Origin of the sequence: Okeania sp. SIO2B3, assembly GCF_010672525.1 — a bacterium.
GTDB lineage: Bacteria > Cyanobacteriota > Cyanobacteriia > Cyanobacteriales > Microcoleaceae > Okeania.
On record NZ_JAAHGH010000108.1, the window covers coordinates 1 to 25,160 of the forward strand.

At 37.8% G+C, this 25,160-nt stretch carries 15 protein-coding genes and 1 pseudogene; 7 read left to right on the top strand and 9 right to left on the bottom strand.

The features are described from left to right. The 5 genes from F6K15_RS32270 to F6K15_RS32290 form a co-directional block, all read left to right on the top strand. A partial coding sequence (locus tag F6K15_RS32270) for a tandem-95 repeat protein (protein WP_293069379.1) occupies positions 1-5,810 on the top strand: 5,810 nt, incomplete at its 5' end. 697 nt (positions 5,811-6,507) lie between these two features. Then, positions 6,508-6,630: a hypothetical protein gene (locus F6K15_RS32275; RefSeq protein WP_293069381.1), complete on the top strand. Its 123-nt coding sequence runs from the start codon at positions 6,508-6,510 to the stop codon at positions 6,628-6,630. Positions 6,631-6,722: 92 nt separating this feature from the next. Beyond that, positions 6,723-8,786, top strand: coding sequence for a calcium-binding protein (locus tag F6K15_RS32280; protein WP_293069383.1), 2,064 nt, complete (start codon positions 6,723-6,725; stop codon positions 8,784-8,786). A 301-nt stretch (positions 8,787-9,087) separates the two neighbouring features. Further along, positions 9,088-9,279, top strand: coding sequence for a hypothetical protein (locus F6K15_RS32285; protein WP_293069385.1), 192 nt, complete (start codon positions 9,088-9,090; stop codon positions 9,277-9,279). 132 nt (positions 9,280-9,411) lie between these two features. Continuing rightward, positions 9,412-10,404: a YwiC-like family protein gene (locus F6K15_RS32290; protein ID WP_293069386.1), complete on the top strand. Its 993-nt coding sequence runs from the start codon at positions 9,412-9,414 to the stop codon at positions 10,402-10,404. A gap of 215 nt (positions 10,405-10,619) precedes the next feature. Here the strand turns inward: F6K15_RS32290 and F6K15_RS32295 are convergent, their stop codons facing one another. From F6K15_RS32295 to F6K15_RS32305, 3 genes and pseudogenes are all read right to left on the bottom strand, one after another. Further along, a complete protein-coding gene (locus F6K15_RS32295) occupies positions 10,620-11,036 on the bottom strand; it encodes a hypothetical protein (RefSeq protein WP_293069388.1) in 417 nt (138 codons plus the stop codon). A gap of 151 nt (positions 11,037-11,187) precedes the next feature. Further along, positions 11,188-11,509: pseudogene (locus F6K15_RS32300) on the bottom strand (zinc ribbon domain-containing protein); the annotation flags it as partial. 1,016 nt (positions 11,510-12,525) lie between these two features. Continuing rightward, on the bottom strand, positions 12,526-13,560 hold the full coding sequence (locus F6K15_RS32305; protein ID WP_293069390.1) for an aromatic ring-hydroxylating dioxygenase subunit alpha: 1,035 nt from the start codon (positions 13,558-13,560) through the stop codon (positions 12,526-12,528). Positions 13,561-13,674: 114 nt separating this feature from the next. Between F6K15_RS32305 and F6K15_RS32310 the strand changes: the two genes are divergently transcribed. After that, entirely contained in the window at positions 13,675-19,104 is a 5,430-nt protein-coding gene (locus F6K15_RS32310; RefSeq protein ID WP_293069392.1) for an ATP-binding sensor histidine kinase, read from the top strand. Positions 19,105-20,659: 1,555 nt separating this feature from the next. Further along, a complete protein-coding gene (locus F6K15_RS32315; protein ID WP_293069405.1) occupies positions 20,660-21,280 on the top strand; it encodes a ribokinase in 621 nt (206 codons plus the stop codon). 38 nt (positions 21,281-21,318) lie between these two features. Here F6K15_RS32315 and F6K15_RS32320 read toward each other — a convergent pair whose 3' ends face one another. From F6K15_RS32320 to F6K15_RS32345, 6 genes are all read right to left on the bottom strand, one after another. Continuing rightward, positions 21,319-21,603, bottom strand: coding sequence for a hypothetical protein (locus F6K15_RS32320; protein WP_293069394.1), 285 nt, complete (start codon positions 21,601-21,603; stop codon positions 21,319-21,321). Between the two features lie 12 nt (positions 21,604-21,615). Next, entirely contained in the window at positions 21,616-22,029 is a 414-nt protein-coding gene (locus F6K15_RS32325; RefSeq protein ID WP_293069396.1) for a YkgJ family cysteine cluster protein, read from the bottom strand. A gap of 8 nt (positions 22,030-22,037) precedes the next feature. Continuing rightward, complete coding sequence (locus tag F6K15_RS32330) at positions 22,038-22,490, bottom strand: hypothetical protein (RefSeq protein WP_293069397.1); 453 nt, start codon at positions 22,488-22,490, stop codon at positions 22,038-22,040. A gap of 9 nt (positions 22,491-22,499) precedes the next feature. After that, on the bottom strand, positions 22,500-23,048 hold the full coding sequence (locus tag F6K15_RS32335) for a hypothetical protein (RefSeq protein WP_293069399.1): 549 nt from the start codon (positions 23,046-23,048) through the stop codon (positions 22,500-22,502). A gap of 149 nt (positions 23,049-23,197) precedes the next feature. After that, positions 23,198-24,334, bottom strand: coding sequence for a hypothetical protein (locus F6K15_RS32340; RefSeq protein WP_293069401.1), 1,137 nt, complete (start codon positions 24,332-24,334; stop codon positions 23,198-23,200). A 5-nt stretch (positions 24,335-24,339) separates the two neighbouring features. Then, the coding region (locus F6K15_RS32345; RefSeq protein ID WP_293069403.1) for a hypothetical protein at positions 24,340-25,160 on the bottom strand (821 nt) is incomplete at its 5' end.

Below are 25,160 nucleotides of genomic sequence, written 5' to 3' on the forward strand. Positions count from 1 at the left end.
CACCTCCAGACCCAGACCCAGACCCAGACCCAACACCTCCAGACCCAGACCCAGACCCAGACCCAACACCTCCAGACCCAGACCCAGACCCAGACCCAACACCTCCAGACCCAGACCCAGACCCAGATCCAACACCTCCAGACCCAGACCCAGACCCAGACCCAACACCATCACCAACACCTCCAGATCCAGGTGAAGTAACACCACCTTCTCTGAACGATCCTCCCACTGACATTCTGTTAGATAACGACAGTGTGGAAGAAAATAGTGAAGCAGGTACAGTTATTGGTACATTTACCACAGAAGACCCAGATGAAAATGATGTCCATGAATATAGATTAATTGATGATGCTGATGGACGCTTTGCTCTCAACGAAGACCAGTTAGTTGTGGCAGAAGGAGCAAATCTTGATTTTGAGGAACAAGAGACCTATGACATCCAAGTCAGAACATTTGACAACGCTGGAGAAAACATAACCAGGCCATTTACTATCAGCTTGCTCAATGTCAACGACCCACCAGAAATTACAATTCCTGACGACCAACAACGGGTTAATGAAGGGGAACAATTAGATATTGTTGGTATTGAGGTAACAGACCCCGATGCTGGAGACGAAGAATTAGATGTCACCCTCGAAACTACTAATGAGGGTAAGCTTACTCTTAATTCTACTTCTGGTCTTACTTTTACCACAGGTGATGGTAAAGCAGATGCTGAAATAGTATTTACGGGAAGTTTAGAAGATATTAACCAATCTCTCAATACCTTGACATATACAGGTAATAACTCAGGTAGTGACTCTATCAGTATCTCGGTAAATGACCAAGGGAACACAGGTTTAGGGGACGCTCAAACTGATACTGCTGAAATTAATGTCAGTATTAATGATTTACCATTGGTGGGAACGAATATTGAATTAGTGGTCAATACACAAGAGACTGGAATAATAGATAATACTCTCCTAGAAACAACCGATGACAGTAAAACTTCTTTAATTTATACAGTTACAGAATTGCCTACTCGTGGTAATTTGCTAATTGATGGAGGAACCTTTACCAGTTTTACTCAGGAGGATATTGACCAAGGGTTACTTACCTATGAACACGATAATAATGATACTAAAAATGATTCCTTTAGTTTCAGCGTTTCAGACCAGGTAGGAGGAGAAACTACAGGCAAATTTGAAATCAGAGTTAACGTCCCGCCAAATATTACGAGCAATAATTTAAGTCTCGATGAAGATACCCAGGAAGAAATTACTAACAAAAATCTACTGGCAGAAGACCCTGATACTGAGGCGGTTGCAGAAACTCTAATTTATGAAGTTACAGAATTACCAACCAGTGGGAAACTACAACTAGAAAAAGCGACTCTGGGAGTAGCAGATACTTTCACTCAAGAGGATATTGACCAAGGTAGTCTTACTTACCAACATACAGGAGATGAACCTGGTACAGATACATTTAGTTATGTTGTGACTGACCAAGACGGGGGTACGACCAGTGGGTTGTTAAATATTGATATTAACCCCGGTAATGATAACCCACAAGCTGGTGATGATGTATTTGAGACTAACGAAGATACGGCAATAACTATTAATAAGTCAGAATTATTAGCAAATGACTCTGACCCTAATGGTGATGAAATTACAATTACTGAATTTGCTGCCGATAATATCAAAAATGGTACTTTAGAAGAAACAGCAGATAGTTTCATCTATACACCCAATGAGAATTTCAGTGGAGAGGAAAGTTTTACCTATACTATTGCGGATGCTAAAGGGTTAACAGATACAGCAACAGTTGGTATTAATGTTATTCCAGTTGCCGATACTCCTAACCTGGAAATATCTACAACTACGGTATCGGGTAGTCAAGATCAAGAAATATCTCTAGATATTACTGCCAGTTTAGTAGATACTAGCGGTTCGGAAACTCTATCTATTACCATCGCTGGAGTGCCAGAAGGAGCAACACTCTCAGCAGGAACAGACCAAGGCGACGGTACTTGGGAGCTGACCCTAGAAGAACTGGAAAACTTAACTCTGATACCTTCTGCAGCAGAACAAACAGAAGTATTAAACTTTGAGTTAACAGTTATAGTCACAGCAACAGAAACAGCGAATGATGATGCTGCTTCGGCATCTGAGGTTATTGCTGTAGAAGTAACTCCTTTGAATGGACCTCCCATTGCTGATGATGACGTATTTGAGACTAACGAAGATACGGCCATAACTATCCAACGCTCAGAACTATTAGCAAATGACTCTGACCCTGATGGTGACGAAATTACAATTACCGAATTTGCTGCCGATAATATCAAAAATGGCACTTTAGAAGAAACAGCAGATAGTTTCATCTATACACCCAATGAGAATTTCAGTGGAGAGGAAAGTTTTACTTACACCCTCACCGACAGTCAAGGGTTCACAGATACAGCAACAGTAAATATTAATATTACTCCCGTTGCCGATACTCCTAACCTGGAAATATCTACACCTACGGTATCAGCTAGTCAAGATCAAGAAATATCTTTAGATATTACTGCTAGTTTAGTAGATACTAGCGGTTCGGAAACTCTATCTATTACCATCGCTGGAGTGCCAGAAGGAGCAACACTCTCAGCAGGAACAGACCAAGGTAACGGTACTTGGGAACTTACTGTTGAGGAACTGGAAAACTTAACTCTGACACCTTCTTCAGCAGAACAAACAGAAGTATTAAACTTTGAGTTAACAGTTACAGTTACAGCAACTGAAACAGCTAATAGCGATACTGCTTCAGAGTCTGGGGTTATTGCTGTAGAAGTGACACCTTTGAATGGAGTTCCCATTGCTGGTGATGATGTATTTGAGACTAACGAAGATACGGCCATAACTATCCAACGCTCAGAATTATTGGTAAATGACTCCGAACCTGATGGTGAGCAAATTACAATTACCGGGTTTGCTGCCGATAATATCAACAATGGCACTTTAGAAGAAACAACAGACAGTTTCATCTATACACCCAATGAGAATTTCAGTGGAGAGGAGAGCTTCACCTATACTATTGCGGATACTCAAGGGTTCACAGATACAGCAACAGTCAACATTAATGTTACTCCCGTTGCCGATACTCCTAACCTGGAAATATCTACACCTACTGTATCAGGAACAGATATAGAAGAGCTACCTCTGGGTATAGCTGCTAGTTTAGTAGATACTAGCGGTTCAGAAAATCTGTCTATTACTATTAGTGGAGTGCCAACAGGAGCAACACTTTCAGCAGGAACAGACCAAGGTGATGGTAGTTGGGTTTTGACACCAGAGGAATTAGCCAATTTAACCATCTCCCCTCCCGGAGACCGAGAGAGCGGAACAACCTTTAGTTTTGACTTGACAGTTACAGCGACAGCAACAGAAACAGCTAACGATGATACTGCGACTCAAACAGGTACTATATCTGTGGAAGTAGAAGCATTAAACGATGCACCAATACTAACAGACCCAGGAAATTTAGCCCTGACAACTATCAATGAAAATGAAGTAAATAATACTGGCACTCCCGTTGCAGATATTATTGCTGGTGCAGTTACAGATGCTGATGCAGGAGCTAATACCGGAATAGCTATTACTCAAATAGATAATAGTAATGGTCTGTGGCAATATTCCGTCGATGATGGTACAAACTGGGTAGACGTGAGTAATAGCAATACCACATTACTGACAGCTACAACAAGCGACCGCCTGCGTTTTATTCCTAATACCGACTTTTTCGGCAATGCCACTATTCAATTCCGTGGTTGGGATACCACCGACGGCAGCAGTAATACTAGCGAACTAACCGACATTTCAACCATAGGTGGCACAAATGCTTTTAGTGAAGGTGTGGGTACTGCTAATATCTTGGTCAACGACATCCCCGAAATTACTAACAACAGCGAACTGGTTATCAACCTTGGGGGTACAGGAACCATAAGTCAGAATTTATTGCAGACAACAGATGGGGATAATGGTACAAATGCTTTTACTTACACAGTAACCACCGAAGCAGCAGCAGGAATATTACAACTTGAGGATAACCCCGCTGATACTTTCACTCAAGAAAATATCAATAGCGGTCTAGTTATCTACCAACACACAGCTACTGATACAAATGATGACTCCTTTAGTTTCCAAGTCATTGATGCTGATGGCGGTAAAGTAACAGATACCTTTAATATTCGAGTCAACGATCCACCTGTCGGCACTACAACTGACTTAAGTGCATTTCTTGGTCAAACCAGGGTTATTCCTACAGAAAATCTCCAATTTATTGACCCTGATGTGGAAACTGCCACTCCTGCTTCTCTAGAATATACCCTGACTGAAGTGCCGACTTTAGGGGAACTACAACAGGGAGGAGAAACTTTAGCAGTAGGAAGCACCTTCACTCAGGAAAATCTCGATAATGGAGAAATTAGTTATGCAACTACTACTGCTGGTCTTGGTACTGACAGTTTCAACTTCCTAGTGACAGACCAAGACGGCGGTACTACCAGTGGGTTGTTAAATATTAATATCGTCGAAGCTAACCGACCTCCAGAAGTAGAAGCTGATAAACCTGTCACCTTGGATGAAGATACTACTGCGACCTTAGACATTCCAGCGCCCACTGACCCCGACGGCGATGCCTTAACTATTACTGTTGACAGTATTCCTGATGCAGAAATTGGGCAAGTCGTATTGTCAGATAATACTTCAGTAACTGCTCTCCAACAGTTAACCACCGACCAACTAACATCATTAACATTTGTTCCAGTTGCCAATGCTAATGGAGCTGCTGGTACTTTCAGTTACACCGTTGATGATGGCAATGACGACAATAGTTCCTCTACCCAAGTTATTGATATTGATGTCACTTCAGTAAATGACCTGCCCATTGCCGTTGATGACGGACCAGTATTTACCAATTTGGGGAATGTGATCACAATTAATGTGTTGGCAAATGACAGCGATATTGATGGTCCCGATCCCCTATCAATTACAACTCTTAGCAATGATGAGCCTTTGGGTATCTTAAACAACTTGGGTAGTCAAGTTCAATACACAGCAGTGTTTGGCACCGGTACTGACCTCTTTCAATACACCATTACGGATGGTCTTGACGAAGCTACTGCTACTGCTACGGTCAATATTTTGGATGTTAGTAATGACCCTGACTCCCTAGTTGGTGGTGAATTTGATGATAATTTTGATGGTAGCGGAGGCAATGATACTCTGGAAGGTTTAGCAGGAAATGATACTCTGGCAGGAAATGATGAAAACGACAGTTTAGTTGGTGGTGACGGCAATGACTCCATCGATGGGGGTAACGATGATGATACCTTTATTGGTGGTTTGGGAGCGGATACCCTCTCTGATAATAATGGCAATAACACCTTCGTTTATACCAGTGCTGATGATGGTGGAACGAAGTTTAATGCTGCGGATGCTGCTTCTATTGGTACTGCTATTAGTGCTGGTTTGTACGACCGCATTACTGGTTTTGATAACTTAGGTGTTGGTGTTGTCGGTGGGGATACTATTGCATTCTCTAGCACAGTTATTCCTACTGTTGACAACATTGCCACCAATGTACAAACTATAGATACTATAGGTACTTCTGCAAATGTGTTAATAGCTGGAAACCCTGGTTTATTTGCCTACGAAGTTGAGGGCAAAACTTATCTCATTTATGATGCTACTGGTGATAATACGGTTGGTGATGATTCACAAATTTTGGCAGAATTAGAAGATGTTAGTGGGGTTATTGCCCTGGATATAAATGACGACTTTACTATTATCTAATATCCAGTTGCTATTAAGAATCAGTCACTAATAATTTTGTATCCCTTACTAGATAGGTTGTTGAGAACTCAGCAACCTATTTTTTATAGTTTTTCTTCAAAAAAATAATCCTTTACCCTTGACACTTTGATGAAAGATTGAGTAGGATGGAAAAGCATCAAGGATCGAGATTAAGTGCAGAAAGAAAATCAGGTGAATTGCACCCTTGTTTGAATTAAATTCCTACCTACTTTTAATACAGTGGCAGGAAAAAAATTAGAATATTGAATTAAATTTGAGTATAGCAGTCGAAGAAAAGGGCGCGGACAGATCGAGAGTTTAAAACTCAGACAAAGTAATATTTTTCCCTCTTCCCTCTTCCCTCTTCCTTCTTCCTTCTGCTATATCATTTAACAGCATTTAAGTGAAAACTATCAGAGTTTGATAGTTAAAATTGCTGAAATATTTATTGTTTATCATCAATTCAGGGATAATTATCATTAATTTATCTCAGCCAAATGGCATAACAAACAATAATAATTTTTTCCTGTTTTTATCGGCTGAGATATGAATAACTAAGATGATAATTCAAAGCCATGTTTACCAATGGCTGTAATATCAATTGACTAAGCATTTAGTAATTTGTAATGAGATAAAAATTTTATTACCAATTACCTATGTTTTGCTGCCAAATCCTAGAAAATAACGATTAAATCAAATGGCAATCGGCATATTTTTCAGTAGATTCACTGATGATTTACTGGAAAAATATTCAACTGGGATAATCAAGATGTTTCTCAATATTATTGTCATAATTGACCTAGATTTTAGGCAAAATTAATTAATCTAAATTAATCTGATTTTTTCCGGATGAGAAGTAACTAGCAATGCTTAAACGAATAGCAAACCAAATACTAAAAAATCGAACAAACGATGGCTACAGTAACTAATCTTAATGATAGTGGAGCTGGTTCCCTAAGACAAGCAATTCTCGACGCTACCGCAGGTGAGACAATTGACTTCGATCCCAGTCTAGGTGGTCAAACGATCGCCCTAGCTAGCGAACTTCTAATTGATAAAAACCTCACCATTGATGGCGATGAAAGCAACCCAGTCACAATAGACGCAGGAGGAGCAGCTAACGGTCAATTTCGTGTATTTAATATTGATGACGGCAACGCCAATAACCAAGCTACAGTTACCATTGATGGAGTAAACATCACAGGTGGATTTGCTTTTGGAAGCAATGCTACTAACGCCGGTGATGGTGGTGGTATATTCAACAATGAAAATACCACTCTCAGTAACGCTGTAGTTACAGGTAACGCCGCATCAGGTGATGGTGGTGGTTTCTATAACAACGATCTAGGTACCGCCAATATTATCAACACCACTATTAGCAATAATGAAGCTAACTACAACGGTGGTGGTGTCATGGCATTTGGTAATACAACCATTACTGATTCTACCATAAATAACAACGCAGCACTTGCTTCTGGTAGTGGCGATGGTGGTGGTATTGCTATCTTTGGTACTACAGATGTTATTCAAAGCACCATTAGCGGTAATACAGCAAACGGTCAAGGTGGTGGTGTTTACGTCACTGCCAATAACCCCAATTTAAACCATTTTACCACCGCTACAATTTCTAACAGCACCATTACTAACAACACAGCACAAACTCCGACTCTAGATAATGGTGGCACTGGCGGTGGTTTGGCAAGTTTCGCTTTAGCTAGCACTCCCAATCAAACTACTACAACAGTTACTTCTACGATTATTTCTGGTAACTTTAGTAATACGGGTGCTAATGACGTTGACGAATTAACTGGTACTAGCAACTCCATCCAAAGTGGAGGCAACAACTTAATTAGTACAGGAAACGCAACTGGTAGTTTCAACGCTACAGGCGACCTCATTAATGCTAATGCTGCTCTAGACCCCCTTGCTGACAATGGTGGTCCCACTCAAACTCATGCTTTACAAGCTGGCAGTGCCGCTATTAATGCTGGCAGTAACTCTCTTGGTCTGACTACTGACCAACGGGGTACAGGTTTCCAGCGCGTTGTTAATGGTGTAGCTGATATTGGTGCTTTTGAGTTTGGCAACTCCACTCCGAGTCCGACTCCTACTCCTACCCCCACACCTGAACCCACCCCTACTCCTACCCCAGACCCAGACCCAGACCCAGACCCAGACCCAGACCCAGACCCAGACCCAGACCCAGCACCAACCCCAGATATTACTGGTACTGCCGGTGACGATGAAATAACCGGTGATGGTGACGATGAAATTATCGATGGTTTAGGAGGAAATGATCTAATAGACGGTATGGGAGGCAACGATCAACTGTTTGGTCGTGCAGGTAATGATAACCTTCTCGGTGGTAGCGGTGACGATCTCCTCGACGGTGGTAGCGGTGACGATGTCCTCGACGGTGAAGGCGGTGATGATAACCTTGTCGGTGGTAGCGGTGACGATAACCTTGTCGGTGGTGGCGGTCGAGACCTCCTCGATGGTGGTGCTGGCCAAGATAACCTTTTAGGTGATGGTGGTCGAGATACCCTCTTAGGTGGAGGCGATCGAGATATCCTTGATGGTGGTGCTGGTCGAGACCTGATCGATGGTGGTAATGGTCGAGACTTACTCTTTGGTGATATTGGTGCAGACACTCTCTTAGGTGGTGCTGGTATAGACACCATGGACGGTGGTGATGGTCAAGACATTCTTGATGGTGGTCTAGGTGTTGATGAACTAACTGGTGGAAATGGCGCTGATAGTTTCCTCTTGCGTTCTGGCGATGGCAATGACTTAATTTTAGACTATATGGATGGAACAGATAACTTCTTATTAGATGGTCTGGAATTCACTGACTTGACTACTGTTGTAAGTGGTACGGATACTATTCTGCGAGAGATTGCAACAGGACAAAATTTAGCAACTTTGACTGGTGTTGATCCTGCTGCTATTGATAGTACTGATTTTGTCGTTATCTAACTGGAGATTAGCACTCTTTTTCAAAATCTAGTTAACTTTTAAAGCGATCGCTCCTCAACATAGAAGAGCGATCGCTTTTTAAGTTATGCCAAAATAATTGCATCTAATTCTTAATTAACTTATTTATTAGTTCAATGCAAAAGTCCATAACTATATCTATAAAGTAAAATTACCTATCTCCCCTACTGCCCTCTTTTTAATTCCTGACCATAAAGGTTTGAGTTTTTATTGACAAATCCCCTAATGTACTAACTATTTCAATATTTTGTATAAATCAATACTTAAAAATTAGGTGTGATTTGTGAAATTATTAATAATAATTGTCAAGAATTTTTTGATAAAGATTAGTTTTAATGTAAACTTTGTAGGTAGGGTTGAAGAATCATTCGTCCAGGGAGAAGGCCAACACCAATGGGGAGTTTCTTCACCCTTTGCAGCTTATGGGCAGGATGAAGAAGAAAATCCAACAGATGTCTATTTTTTTTGGTTGTGAGATACACTTCGCCCAACCTACAGTAAGACCGCTAATCTGAACTTGATATTACCGAATAATTAAGGTAAAAATCCTCTCCTTTAAAGGAGAAACAAGCGGTCGTTCTCTCTTCGCAGCTTCCCGTAGGGTGGGATGGCTGCGAAACCTCCGCTGTCCGACCATCGACCAAGAGAGAAAAAATTTTCCTTTTATTCAATCCTCTCCCTAAAAGGAAGAGGTAATTATCAATTATCAATTATCAATTATCAATTATTGAAACCTACCTTCCAAAACCGATCGCCTTCTTTAAGGAGTTTAATCATGGTTGAGTTATCAACAACTACCTCTAATAAAAATCGTCCCAACCTACAAGCTTGGTATAGACCGACGTTTTCTCCAGAGCAAGGAATTTTGCTAGTATTAGGTGGCTCCTTTATCACAGGGGCAGCTTTAGCTCAGGAATGGACAAACTCAACAACTTTAGCTTTGATCTGTGCTTTTTTCGCCTTGCAAGCAGAACATCCCTTAGTCGTGCAAATAAAACAGCGCAGGAGCTGGAAACCCCGCTTTCTCATCTGGGGTGGGTTATATGGAGGTATTGCCATGGCGATCGCCGGATGGCTATATTTTCAATCTCCATGTTTGCTATGGATCTATGGCCTAGCAATAGTAGCTTTAGTTGCGGATAGTATTGCAGTGCTAAAGCGCAAACAAAAATCTATACTAAATGAATTAATTGGATTTACAGCTATCTGTCTATCAGCACCTTTAGCATATATAGCTACTACAGGCCACATTTCTTTAGCTGCTATGGCAATGTGGATCGTGAATACTTTATTTTTCAGCAGTGCTATATTTACACTCAAGTTGCGAAAAAAGAAAACCAGTTCTCCTGTACCTGGAATGATATATCATGGAACTGCAGTCCTAATTATACTGAGTCTTTACTGCTTCAACTGCTTAAATATAGCCACAGCTTTATCCTATACTGTGGCCTTAGTCAAGTTAGTAGCGATCGCCTGCCAGTTAGATTGGTATCGCACAACAAAATTTCACTTTGTGGCAATATTTGAAACTCGTTTTGCCCTGCTTTACATTGCCATTGCTGCCATAAGTGTTCTTCCTGCTCACTTGCCCAGGGTTTAATTTTCAACTTTAGTAGTTGTCATATTTGCTAATTACACTCAGCAACCTCAAAGGCAAGAAGTTAGAGAAACATAAAAAAACTGATACTTGAATTGGGTAATTGCTATCAAACTAAATTAGGAATCATTTAGATTTTATATTCTCTACTCTTTGCTACCTGTTCTTTTACACAAAAATTGAATATATAGTTGAAATGCAGTAACAGTAGTAAGAGTTTAAAGTAAACGGATAATAGCAACTCTACCATATCTGGGGTCGATGTCAATTCCCATCACTTCTAAAGTTCTAAAGGATCTGCCATCTGCCGTAAAAATTGAATAATTTGCTGTTGTACCTACTGGCAAGGATAAACATTGATTAAAAATTTCTTGCCTATGGTCTAGAGGTAAAAAGTTGTGTTCTCCAATTCTTAATGCTGCTTGATTATAAAAAGAAAGTTGACCTTGGTAGTTAAGGATGCCAGCAGCAGTTGGAAATTCTTCGCACCACCTTAAGGCCAAAAACCATTTAGCTTCCGAAAGTCTTTGATATTCTCGGTTTGGGTTAGGGTGTTGTAAAACTTTGTATCCCCCCTCACTGGCGAAAATTGTTCCACCTAAAAACCCAAACATTATGCCAATGGTATTACCCATGTTGAACTAGCTCCATCCATAATGTGAGAGATATTGGCTGTTTTGACTTCTGCTTGATAAAACCGATATAAAACGTCTCTCTTGGTGCGCTACCAGGTGCGTCTTACGCGCCCCGCGGGGTCGCACCGCATAATTAGTGACATTTTAATGTTTACTTCCTGCTTTCACCGGAACTGTCGGCAGCACTCCGTCCACAGGCATCAACGGTCAAGCCGACCGCATTTCTTGAGTGTGTCTTACATTCCGAGGAAACCTCGGAATTACACACTCGCTTTCTTAAATTAATTGAGGCACATCTGTCTCGGTCTATTGATAGACCGCATTCTGGGCAATCATAAGTTCTGATGTTTAAAGGCATATCCTGTACATGACCACAACTAGAGCAAGTCGAGCGAAGATGGAAAAAATCTGTCAACTACGACTAGCTCACAACCGTACCATTGACGCTTATATTCTAGCTGTCGTCTAAACTCCCGCAACTTAAGTACACGGGATTCTAATTACTGATTTTGCAAAGGAATAGGATAATTCATGCTGCTGGCGTTGGTGAATCAAGCTATGAAACCTAAATTTTGCCAAATATAAAATGCTTTTCAGTTATAGCTAGGCCATCGCCATTAAAGCACAATCATAGCCGAAATCACCAACGCCCATGCTGCTATTAGTTGTCGCTGGACTATCTTGCCAGTAGGAGCAGTCAAATTACCCCTTATGCTTAAGCATATTGGTATTGATAGCAAATTTATTGCGCTTACTTGTTGCATCCTGTGCTTCATTACCGAATAATTAATAATTAATTAATAATTAAATAATTCTGGTTTAAAGTCTTCCCTTTTAAGGGGAAAAAGCGGTCGATCTTCGCAGCTTCCCGTAGGGTGGGATGGATGGGTTTCCTAACTATATCCAATCGACCAAGAGAAAAGAAATAATATTTCCTTATATTCAATTCCGTAACAGTTAAAACCCGAGGTAATTATCAATTATCCATTATCAATTATCAATTAATGAAAGATTTTTTGTGTGTTTGACCATTCTAAGTAGCTAAAGTTATTGCTCCATATTTTTTCCATTATCTGGCCAACTAATACTATATGGAGGAAAAAAGGTTGCTAAATTAATCATTCCACCTCTTAAATTTTCATAAGATATCAATTTGCCTCGGCGAAAATACTTTGCTCTTTATTCATCACCCTGATCGAAATACCTTTGCTCTCAAAATGGCTTTTTGGTAAGGCTAATTTCCATTACCTATCTATATAGCTACTCCCTGGAGAGTAACTTTTTATAATTCGTCAAAAGCTATACTCCATGTTGGAATCTTCCAGATTCATCAAGGAGTAATTTTTCTTTATTGACCTGATTTAACTCAGGGACTTCTGACTTCGCACTAAATACGGTTATAACTTATGTATGATAAGTTTTATACCTTGATAAGTATCTTATCGGTTGTTCAACAGATATTCTATTATTTTCAGCATATATTTATGATTCACTGGAGCGCTTGTTTTTTAATTAATCTTTGTGTACTTACCAAAGCTTTATTTAATTCATAGCTACGTTGCTGGGGATTTTTTAGATAAGCTTGCTGTTCTTCTTCAATCATCTCTACATCTTGCTCAACTAATCCGTCGAGTAGTTTTTGAGCTGAACCAAATAAACTATTTTTCACAAATCGTCTAAACCATTCTGGCAGTTTATGTAAACGCCAAAAGGCATGAAGTGATGTAAAGTGAATCAGATAAGCTTGGGTTTGTTTTTCATTAATAGGTAATAAAAGACAATAAATTTTAAAATCTTTGCCCAGGTTAGAAACCCAATTGGGATAGATATAACTAACATTTAATGGTTCGGGATGAAGTTGTCGTAAACTAGGAAAGAACAATTGAGAGATAGACCATATTTTGTCAATTTTGTAATAACTTTGAGCCTGATAATAAGCATCTATTCGATCGTCATTTTCAGATAAATCTATTAATTTTGCTGCTGCCCATGCTTGCCAGTTTTGATGTAAATGTCCGTGGTACATATCCATCAAATTTTCCACTAAATAAGAGTAGTGCGCTCGACATTTTATAACTGAGATTGTGGCTATATAGTTGAGATGTTCCCACTCAGGTATTTCTAAAGGAGAAACTAAATTTATCTTTGATTTGTCTCCAGGAAATAGCCAGATAAAACCGTGTAACTCTTTGACTGGAAAAGTGCGGATTTTACAATTAGGCAATTTTTGGTTGCTTGCTAAATAAGGTACATAAGAACATTCACCACTTGACTTAAAGCGCCATCCATGGTATTTACATTCTAATTCATCGGCGATCGCACGACCAGAACTAAGTTTGACAAAACGATGGGGACAAAGGTCTTCCAAAGCATGGACTTTTCCACTTGGCTCCCGATAAAGGACAATTGATTGATGCCAAAGGGTAATGCTGAAAGGTTGACATTTTACCTCTAGACTGCGAGCAACGGCATACCAGTGATTTTGGTTAATTCCCAACTTACGGATATCATGGTAGAAGGTCATTTCAGTTATCAGTTATTAGTTATCAGTTATCAGTACTTCTGCCTGTTTAAGGTTTACAGACAATACTTAAGAATTAATTACTAAATAGCGGTAGTTTTGTAGGAGAAATTCACAATGATTAATATTCCAGGTTACCAAATTCTTGTCAAAATTTATGAAGGTAATAATTCGGTAGTTTATCGAGGTAAACAAGAGGAGGATGATCGGCCTGTTGTACTTAAGTTTAGCAAAGGAGATTTTCCTTCTGAAGCTGAGAATAATCGTTATCAAAAAGAGTATGAAATTCTTAGTTCTTTAAATTTTTCTGGAGTGATTAAAGCTTATGGATTAGAAAAATATAATAACATTCTAGTGATGATTTTAGAAGATTTTGGCGGTGAATCTCTCAAGACAGTAATTACATCACAAAAATTTACTATATTGGGCTTTTTGAATTTAGCAATTAAAATTGCTGAAAGTTTAGGTGAAATTCATAGTGCTAAGATTATTCACAAAGATATTAATCCATCTAATATAATTGTTAACCTCACGACAAGCGAATTAAAAATTATAGATTTTAATATATCTTCTGTATTAAATCGTGATAATTATAAACTCAAAAATCAAAAGATTTTAGAAGGTACTCTTCCTTATATATCTCCAGAGCAAACAGGTAGGATGAATTGCTCTTTAGATTATCGTACAGATTTTTATTCTCTTGGTGTTACTTTTTATGAATTATTAACTCAGCAGCTTCCTTTCACTAATACTGATGTGATGGAATTAGTTCATGCCCACATTGCTAAACAGCCAAAACCACCACATGAAATAAATCCAGAAGTACCACATATAATATCAAATATTGTCCTCAAATTACTAGCAAAAACTGCTGATGAAAGATATCAAAGTGCTTGGGGTTTAATTGCTGATTTAGATGAATGTTTAAATCAGCTACAAATGATAGAAACAATTGTAGAATTTCCTCTTGGTAGTCAAGATATTTCTGATAAATTTAAAATTCCATCAAAACTATATGGCAGACAATTAGAAATTGAAACATTAATAGCAACATTTGAACGTGTTTGTAAAGGTAGCAAAGAAATGATGTTAGTAGCTGGTTATTCTGGCATAGGTAAATCAGCTTTAGTACAGGCTATTTCTCAACCTATTATCCGTCAAGGTGGGTATTTTATTTGTGGGAAATTTGACCAATTTCAACGAAGTATTCCATACTCAGCAATTGTGAGTGCTTTTTCTGAGTTAGTCAGAATTATTTTAAGTCAAAGTGAAGCTAAATTACATGAATGGCGAAATAAACTTTTAGCTGCTTTTGGTACAAATGGGCAAATTCTGATTGATGTAATTCCGGAATTAGAATTGATTGTTGGAACCCAACCAAAAATTCAAGAATTAGGACCAAATGAAGCTCAAAATCGTTTTAATATTGTCTTTCAAAATTTTATCGGTTTATTTTGTCAACCAGAACATCCTTTAGTTATATTTCTTGATGATTTACAGTGGGCAGATTCTGCTACGCTGAAGTTAATTAAATTAATGATGACAGATGTAGACACAAAGTATCTGTTTTTAATTGGAGCTTATCGAGATAATGAAATTAGTCCGACTCATCCTTTAGTGATGACTTTAAATGCTATTCGCACTCAATCTGAGAGTATGAATTATGCACAAATAAATCAGATAAATTTAACTCCTTTAAAATTTGAAAATATTAATCAATTAATTGCAGAGACATTATACAATGATCGAGTTTCAGTACAACCATTAGCAAAATTGGTAGAAAGTAAGACCGGAGGAAACCCATTTTTTGTTAATGAATTTATGAAGACTCTCTATCAAGAAAATTTGCTGAAATTTGATTCTGAACAGATTCGATGGGAGTGGAATATGGAACAAATTACAGCACTTGATATTACTGATAATGTAGTGGAGTTAATGATTGGAAAACTGGAAAAATTACCGACCTTAACTCAGAAAGTTTTAAGTTTGGTTGCTTGTGTAGGTAACCAGTTTGATTTGAATACCCTTTCGTTAATTTATGAAAAAGAATCTTATGCAACTTTTCAAGATTTATTACCTGCTATTCAGGAAGGATTAATTCTACCTGCTTCAGAAACAGAAGCTAAAAATGTAGAATTGAATTTATATCCATTTTTAATTCTGAATTATAAGTTTTTACATGATAGAGTGCAACAAGCAGCTTACACTTTCATAGATGAATCTCAAAAACAAGCTTTACATCTAAGAATTGGTCGTTTATTCTTGGAAAATACTCCTCCAGAATATCGTAGCGAAAGAGTTTTTGATTTAGTAGATCATTTGAATATAGGCAGAACTTTAATTACAGATGAATCCGAAAAAATTGAACTAGCAAAACTAAATTTAGAAGCAGGTAAAAAAGCTAAAGATGCCACAGCTTATGTAGCTGCTAAAGAATATATTACAGCAGGTATATCTCTATTAGACCGGGATTGTTGGACTCAATACTATGATTTAACTTTTGCTTTATATAAAGAAGGGGCAATAGTAGAATATTTAAACAGTAATTTTTCAGAAAGTGAAGCTTTAATCCAATTAACATTAGAGCATTCAAATTCAGTTATTGAGAAAACAGAAGTTTATAATTTATTGGTTGTTCAATATACTTTACGTGCTCAGTACACACAAGCAATTGCAGCAGCTAAAAAGGCTCTAGGATTACTAGAAATAGAAATTCCAGAAACAAATTTACAGACAGTTATTAATCAGGAATTTACTAAAGTAAAAGAGAATTTAGGCACTCAAGAAATTGCTAGTCTGATTTATGAAACAAAAAGCGAGAAATCAAAATATAAAGTAGCTTTAGCCTTAATTACAAATTTGATGGCATCTACCTATTTAACTTCACCAGAATTATGGACAGTAATTGTGCTGAAAGGTGTCAATATTTCCTTAAAATATGGTTCAGTTGCTGAGTCATGTCTTTGTTATTGTAATTATGGAGTAATTCTCAATAGTTCTTTAGGAGATTATCACTCCGCATATCAGTTTGGTCTCTTGGCACTAAAATTAACTGATAAGTGGGAAATTTCAGGATTAAAATGTAAAGCTTGTGCTGGATTTGCTAATGGATTAAGTTTTTGGTTTAAGCACATCAAAGAATCTAATTTAATTAATAATGAAGGGTATGGAGCTGCTTTAGAATCAGGGGATTTAGAATATGCTGGTTATCTTCTACATAACACAGCCATTAATTCATTATTTCAAGGCAGACAAATCTCAGAAATCTGGAAAGAAGTTTCTCGCTATTTACAATTTACTCAAAAAACAAAAAATCAACTTTCGACAGATACTTTAATCGGAATTAAAAATATTATAGAAAACTTGCATTCACAAACAAAAAAAATGGATATAAACTCTTTACAAGACGAAAAGATTGACTTTGATATTGACAAAATAAACGAAACAGAATACTTGGAAAGTTGTCAACAGCATCAAAATTTTTACTCTCTATGTATGTATCTAATTAATAAGTCTTATATTCTCTATTTATATAGAGATTTAGATGCTGCACTGCATAGCATCTTAGAAGCTAAAAAATATCTGACATTTATTACAGGTACAGTACCTACTACAGAATTTAATTTTTATTATTCACTAATCTTAGCTGCCCTCTATTCTCATGTTTCAGAAACTAAACAAAAAGAATATTGGCAACAACTAGAAAAAAATCAACAACAGATGAAAATTTGGGCAGATAACTGCCAAGAAAACTTTGAACATAAATATTTATTAGTAGAAGCAGAAAAGGCAAGTATTGATGGAAAAAATGCAGAAGCTATAGACCTATATAATCATGCTATAGAATCAGCAAAGAAACATGAATTTATCCAATATGAAGCCTTAGGAAATGAATTAGCAGCAAAATATTGGCTAAATCAAAATAAATTTAAGTATGCCAAAGTTCATTTACAAGAAGCTTACTATGGTTATCAAAATTGGGGCGCTACTAGAAAGCTGCAAGATTTAGAGAATCAATATCCAGAATTGCCAAGTATATTAACAGTTAAAAATCACATAATTGATACTTCAACTACAGCAATTTCTCGTGATACAACCAACCATGGCCAATCCCTAGATTTAGCCACAGTTATTAAAGCATCCCAAGCAATTTCTAGTGAGATTGTATTAGATAAGTTACTATCTAAATTAATGAAAATTCTCATCGAAAATGCTGGAGCTGAAAAAGGGGTTCTATTGTTGCTCACAGAAGGTAAACTAATCACTAAAGCTGAAGCAACATTAGATTCTGAAGAAGTGGTAGTTCAGGAAAGTAAAATTAATGAATATGAAAATTTACCACTAACAATAATTAACTATGTAGAAAGGACTCGCCAAGATGTTGTTTTAAGCAATGCTGTTGCTGAAGACCGGTTCACAACAGACTCTTATGTTGCTCAAAATAAACTTAAATCAGTTTTATGTACTCCAATTATTAATACTGGCAAGCTCATCGGAGTTTTGTACTTGGAAAATAACTTAATTACAGGTGCATTTACTCCAGAACGTTTGGAAATATTAAGGCTTTTATCATCTCAAGTAGCAGTATCTTTAGAAAATGCAATCTTATATACTTTTGTAGAGCAAAAAGTACAAGAAAGAACTCGGGAATTAAATGAAAAAAATCTACGACTAGAGCAAACATTACAACAGTTACAACGTACTCAATCTCAACTCATTCAAAGTGAAAAAATGTCGAGTTTAGGACAATTAGTGGCAGGAGTTGCCCACGAAATTAATAATCCTATTGGCTTTATTTATGGAAACCTTTCTCCCGCTACTGAATATGTTTCTGATTTACTAAATTTGATTGATTTATACCAAGAACACTATCCTGAACCTGTAGAAGAAATTCAAGATGAAATTGAGGATATCGAATTGGAATTTATCGTAGAAGATTTACAGAAACTTTTGAATTCCATGAAAGTAGGTGCCGAACGTATTCGAGATATTGTCATTTCTCTCCGTAACTTTTCGCGCCTAGATGAAGCGGAAATGAAACCTGTAAATATCCATGAAGGTATCGATAGTACATTTCTAATTTTACATACTCGTATTAAGGAAAAGTCAGATAAACGTGAAGTAGAAATTGTCAGAAATTATAGTCAGTTGCCACAAGTTATTTGTTATGTTTCTCAAATGAATCAGGTGTTTATGAATTTATTCAGTAATGCCATTGATGCTTTAGCATTTTTGCGAGATAAACAACAGGAATTTGACTATAAACCCACCATTACAGTTTCTACTGAAGTGACAGACTCAAACACAGTAAAAATCAAAATTGGTGATAATGGGAGTGGCATTAATTCTGAGACATTATCCAAGATTTTTGACCCATTTTTTACTACTAAACCAGTAGGTGCTGGTACAGGTTTAGGACTATCAATTAGCTATTCAATTGTAGTAGAAAAACATCAGGGTAATTTGAGTTGTGTTTCTGACGTTGGAAAAGGTACAGAGTTCATAATTGAAATTCCTATTAAACCAGTTACTGGTAATTATAGTTAGAAGGAAGAAGGAAGGAGGAAGAAGGAAGAAGGAGTCAGCTTCTTAATGAATGAAGCAAGCATTAGACATCTCCAAAAATTCTCAAGCACTCACTATAACTATCTTTTGGGGAGTGAGCGCCATCTCCTCAAGATAGTCATTTTTTACCTACTTTACAGTATTAGAAATAGTTACTGTTAATTAGGGCTTGCTGATTAAATCTAAAAGCATTAACATATAAAGACTTTAGGCTTTTTGGGGCCTTTAAAAAGTGAAAAGTGCGCTTGTTTCAGTCTAAAATGCTCAAAAAGTTAGTATTTTAGGCTCATAGTTGGGTAGAAAAATCACTCTTACAATTTTTCCGACTACCTCCTCGCTCATTCCCATTTCTCCCCTCCTGGGAGGGGGAGGGGCGAGGGGTGGCTTGTCTCCTGTCTCCTGTCTTTCCCCTCCACGGTCGGGGGAGGGGCGAGGGGTGGCTTGTCTCCTATCCCTACTAAAAGACTTTTTCAGCAAACCCTAATTATTTACCATTCTTATACTTTTTTTCTTGTTTTTTTTTATACATAAATTATGAATAATGCTAGTATTAATGCTTCTATTCTTTAGTGTAACTAAACTACATATTTAGGACTTACGCAGATACGCCATATATAGCGCTCAAAACTATTGTCCAATAGTACTTGGACTCTATAAATAGTGCCTTTGCGTAAGTCCTGATATTGTTAATATTACCTATTCATAATTAAAAGAATTTAATTTTAATCTTTCTCTTTCCCCTCCTTGATATCCTTTATCCCCTTGATTTTTTTGTTCTTTAAATTAACTGTAACGTTTTAGTTATTTAGGACTTACGCAGATACGCTATATATAGCGCTTAAAACTATTGTCCAATAGAACTTACACTCTATAAATAGTGCCTTTGCGTAAGTCCTGTTATTATATTTTAGGCGTTGCTGATTCTGGGTATGATGCAAGCCCCCCTAACCCCCCAAAATTGGGGGGAATAAAACTCTAAAAGTCCCCCAAAATAGGGGGATGCGCGGGGGCTTGACCAGAAACAAATAATTGCGCATTCATACTTCAATTCAGCAACGCCATATTTTAGCTAGAGCGTCGATTCACCTCACACCAAATTTTCAATTATGGTGTGAGATGAATCGACGGTAAATTAATGGGACTCGATGTCCCATTAATTTACAAATTTTATGTTATGATAGACTCAAGCTGGTTTGAGTTAACAACCGCCAGTGATGAACCATGAAAATAAAATAAGATTAGGGGTTATATCCCAGAAATCCTAGTAATCCGTTGGGAATGTAAAATCTTATTGTGGCGCTAGGTGAGCAGCTTTTTTATTTGCAAAAAGGGCGGCGGGGCATCCCGTCCTTAAAGCTCGTGGAGTCTCATGCAATGGCAGGACTATGAAGCGAGAAGCCCACGCTATACCTTTGGGGTTAGCGTGGGAGTATGTCACATAAACTCAGGATTTAGCGATCGCCTCTCCGTGTTGATTTAGTCACAAATCAGAAGATAAGATTAGGATAGTTTCGCTATTTACTCCATAAGCATAATTATTTTTGGCAGCATTAACATTGATTTAATTACAACTACTCCTCGCTTACCGACTCCAGGAGAAACTATTAATGGCAATAACTTTTTGACGGCAGGTGGTGGTAAAGGAGCAAATCAAGCTGTTGCTGCTGCTCGTCTTGGCATTCCCACAAAAATAGTGGGGCGAGTGGGAAATGATAGTTTTGGGCAACAACTTCTGACAAGTTTGCAAACTGCTAATGTTGACACAACAGGAGTGGTAGTTGATGAGAATATTCATACTGGGGTGGCAGTTATTGCGGTTGATGCTCGTGGGGAAAATAGCATTATTGTTGTTCCGGGTGCTAACCATAGTATTAATAATACAGATGTGGAACGCCTAAGAAATTTGCTATCGGATGCCACAGCTTTACTTTTACAATTAGAAATTCCCCTCGAATTTGCTATGAGTGCAGCAAAAGTAGTTCAAAAAATGGGAGTGAAAGTTATTCTCGATCCAGCACCAATGCCAGTAAATTTTCCTAATGATTTTTATGGTTTGATTGATATTATTACTCCTAATGAATCCCCACGTTATTTGTCCGAGGCCAATGGTGGCCACAATCCTGACACCAGTATTCACATTGTCCTTTTGCGATATTAGTGCTGTTACACTTTGGACAAGATAAGACAGGGGAAAATCTAGAAATCGTTCTCTTCCATTTCAATAAAAGGACGAACATGAAATTCAAGTTTTTTCGATAAAAAATTTTCAACATCTTTAACACAGAGCCGATGACGTTTCATTTCTCTTAATAGCCTTCTATCTCTTTCTCTTGAAGAGCTTGCTACATTTGTTAAGCTGCTTGCATTTTCCTTAATTTGGTTTTCTATCCGGCCGATATACCTGAAAACTATCCAGCTACCACAAATTACAGCCACAAAAGTGGATATCATACCGACCGTAACAATTGTTTCAGGAGTCATCTTCTTTAACTATCAATCATTTGATTGCCGATGAACTTTGTTTGACAGTTTAAATCCGCGCATATCTGGTCCACGAGTACAATGAAAATCTCGGCAGACTTGGGGTCTATTATTGTAAATTTCACAAGTTTTTGTTTCCCGATTTAAGGCGTAACACATTCCATCAGCATCGCGCTTTAACAGCAACAATTGAGCATTTTGGTCAAAATAACTTTCATAGTTTGCATAATCTTGCTCTTCTTGATGTACGTAAGTACCTCTTAATCCACAACATTGAGCACGACAATAAGGTAAAGCATCTAGGCAGTCGCAATCAAATAATATCCACGCTCCATCTGAGCCATCTTCAATTCTGATTTCTCCACTAGGAAATTCAGCAATAACTGTTTTTCTAGGGATCGGGTTAAATTTTGTTTTGGCACTCATTAAACTTTTCATATTTTAGTATTAATTTCATCAACGACCTGTTTAATTTGCAGCAGTAAAGCTTCATTATTTTCAATCAACTGTTCTGTTGAATCCTCTTCTATTCCTGTATATATCCAAATCGTAACTTTGTAATCACGAAACCAATAAGGTATATCAATATTTAGTTGATAAGTTGATGTTAGCTTGGGGAAAATTGCTAAATTAATTCTGTTTAGTAGGAGGCGTTGACTTTCTAGCGCCCGAACATCGGGATTTCCCCCTACTAATACTCCCGTGAAAATATTTTGTTCCATCCAACCAGCACTTATCCACCATTCCTTAGCAGTAGTGCTGTAAGGAAAAACCGCGATAATATGCCTGTCAAAAATTACAGGAACTTCAAGTTGAGGAATAGCATAGTGAGACTTTGCAGGATGTGGAGAAGATTCAGCTATTAATTCTGTATTAAGGTTCTTCAAAATCAATCATTAAACTTTCTCCCTAATCCAAGTAACTCTGCTACCACCAGTACCCCCTACTAAAGCTTTTTCAACTTCTACTTTTAAACTCTCAAAAGTCGCTGTTTCAGAAGATTTCCCAGGGTCTGCTATTTTGTCTCCAAAAGCGAGAGAAGTACTTTTACCTCCATAAGAGAGGTATTTCATACCAGTAACTTTAGAAGTTTTTACAACGCCCGTAGATCCAATGCCTGTTTTAATGTTTAATCTTGACGGAAGGTAATCTTCAATATCGACAGCTCCACCTGCTGTAGTTGGAGTAGTAGCTGTTGTATAGCCAGTCACTTGAGCTTTGTATTTCGTCCACGTAGGTTCTGCTGATTTAACTACTGCTAACTGCTTGTCTAACAAGCTTACTCCAAACGGACGAATATACAAGGTTTGAGATTTTGGCCTCGCTGTTCCTTTTCCTACGTTTATGCCTTGTTTAGCAGAGTCGGTTATGTACTTGATATAGTTGTCTACTGCTGCATAGTATCTAGCAGCAGATAAAATTCTTGAGTACCTTTGACCACCCATAGATTTTTTCCTTAATTTTTAACAAGCTATATCTATCATAATCAAAGCATTTGCCTTAATTTAATCCACGGAAACCCTAGGGTATCTAGAAAGTTTTAGCTTAAGACATGAAAATAGCTTTTTAAACAACTATGAGTTACTGCCTGATTCTATGGCAGTACTATCAAAGCATTTTTTGACTTGTAGCTGCGGTCTACTAAAATCACAGGTTTATTGCGTCCCCAAATATGCAGTTCGGCACGCTGAAACCTTACATCAGCTATAGGATACTTTCTCGGCAAATATACTTCGGAACCATATATTTTTTCCTTTGGTGGAATTACAGGATAAGCTTTCGCGGGGTCTTCATTTTCAATGGGCTTTAACTTGCTCCAGTCAGGCGTTAAATTTTGAAGTGATAAAATTTTAGAAATCAATGTTTTTCCTACTTCTTTATTTCTGGAATTTATCCTTAATTGATGTCCAGTTTCAGGGCTGTAATAAGAGCAAGATACTTTTCCTTTTTTCCAAATATACCCATTATTAGACCCAAATTCAGCAGCAATTTTATTAGCATAAACTGTCGCTTTTTGAGGTGTAATAGTTTTATAAGTTTCTCCCATGATTCTAAAGCTTATAGTTCCATCGACAGCTCCAAAATTAGGGTCTAAATCTTCCGAGTCTTCTAAAAAATAAAGTAAAATTTGAGGCAGAAATCTAAATCTTTCTTGATAAGTAGTAACAGGAATTCCATATACTTCTACTTCTACATTTTGAGTCTGCATTATCCCCAACAATTGTTGTCTTAACTCAATATAAGTACCCGCCAAAACCTTTGAATCATTTTCAACCGTCCTATCCTTCCAGAACCGAATCACCATATAACCTTGTTTTCTAGCTTGCTCTTTAGTAAGCAGGTTTAACTTCTTGGGTCTATTAGCCACCTCCTTTCCCCAAGGTTTTAACTTGCTGGTTGCTGGCTTCTTTGTCGAAGGCAAATTCTTCTGAAACTCATACTCAAAATCTTCAAACCATTCCTCAAAATCAATAGTAAAACCCAGGCGATCGCCAAATATATCATGGCCAGCCTTTAAAAGACTTGATTGCTGGATAATTGACCACTCTGGGCCAGCTAGATAATGCCTTTGTTTTTGGTCTAAATCTCTATTAGGGGTAAATTCATACAACTCCCAAGTAGTCCGGTCATTAATATCCTCGCTACCACCTAAACTGCCAGCAATTGTAGTCTTTCTGATACGCTTGAGAGAATTTAATATTTGTCTTTCCCAAGTTTCCTGATTTGCCATTTTCTTTAGTTAGCAACTATTTCAATAGAATCGCTAAAACCTTGCCACAATCCAGAAAACAAACCTTTAGCAGCCGCTTTTACTCGTTTATCGTCAATTTTCTCAAACTGACTATTAACCCCATCTTCCAAACTCCAAGGTTCCTTACCATCATCTCCCCAAGTGGCGATCGCCTTATCTAGACCCGGCACAAGTTCCTTGACAGCATCTGGCGACCGTTTCCATAGCTTTTTGATTGCCCGTCTGCCATGCAATAAAGCATATTTAACTGCAATAACTAGGCCAGTCTGGATACCTTGAAATGCAAAATTACTTACATTTTGCAATAGTTCTTGCCTCAACTCTGGCTTTAATTCCCAGAGCAAGGCCATTGTATTAATATTTATTTGCACTTTTGGCGGCGAACTTAATCCTCCCACAGCTACAGTTGCTATCTGCCGACCAATAAATTCTCCAGCCGGGCCATAAAGGTTATCAATAGCAGCCTCAATATCTGCCATTATTTGTTTATCCGAAATTTGCAAATTGAAACTGTAGATAGTTTCAGCCGTAGTTAAAATTCCAGAAGCTAGCCCTCCTAAAGTCGTGCCAGCCAGCAAACCCCCACCAACACCTAAACCACTGATAGCAGAACCGATACCACCTACAACCCATCCTACAGCCGTCCCACCAACAACCAAAAGTACTCCCGCAGCTAACCCTGTAGCAATAGTTCCCGCTGCTGCTGCCAGTGGGTCGTCTTTTGCCCATTGTTTGAATATCTTACCAAAAGTACCTTTTTGAATGCTTTCGATTAAAGCCTTACCACCTTCTACTACTTTGTTTA

Bases quoted from the DNA above. Each gene is read 5' to 3' on its own strand.
- F6K15_RS32275 (WP_293069381.1), top strand. From the start codon at position 6,508: ATGGCAATCGGCATATTTTTCAGTAGATTCACTGATGATTTACTGGAA.
- F6K15_RS32280 (WP_293069383.1), top strand. From the start codon at position 6,723: ATGGCTACAGTAACTAATCTTAATGATAGTGGAGCTGGTTCCCTAAGA.
- F6K15_RS32290 (WP_293069386.1), top strand. From the start codon at position 9,412: ATGGCTGCGAAACCTCCGCTGTCCGACCATCGACCAAGAGAGAAAAAA.
- F6K15_RS32295 (WP_293069388.1), bottom strand. From the start codon at position 11,036: ATGGGTAATACCATTGGCATAATGTTTGGGTTTTTAGGTGGAACAATT.
- F6K15_RS32305 (WP_293069390.1), bottom strand. From the start codon at position 13,560: ATGACCTTCTACCATGATATCCGTAAGTTGGGAATTAACCAAAATCAC.
- F6K15_RS32310 (WP_293069392.1), top strand. From the start codon at position 13,675: ATGATTAATATTCCAGGTTACCAAATTCTTGTCAAAATTTATGAAGGT.
- F6K15_RS32320 (WP_293069394.1), bottom strand. From the start codon at position 21,603: ATGACTCCTGAAACAATTGTTACGGTCGGTATGATATCCACTTTTGTG.
- F6K15_RS32325 (WP_293069396.1), bottom strand. From the start codon at position 22,029: ATGAGTGCCAAAACAAAATTTAACCCGATCCCTAGAAAAACAGTTATT.
- F6K15_RS32335 (WP_293069399.1), bottom strand. From the start codon at position 23,048: ATGGGTGGTCAAAGGTACTCAAGAATTTTATCTGCTGCTAGATACTAT.
- F6K15_RS32340 (WP_293069401.1), bottom strand. From the start codon at position 24,334: ATGGCAAATCAGGAAACTTGGGAAAGACAAATATTAAATTCTCTCAAG.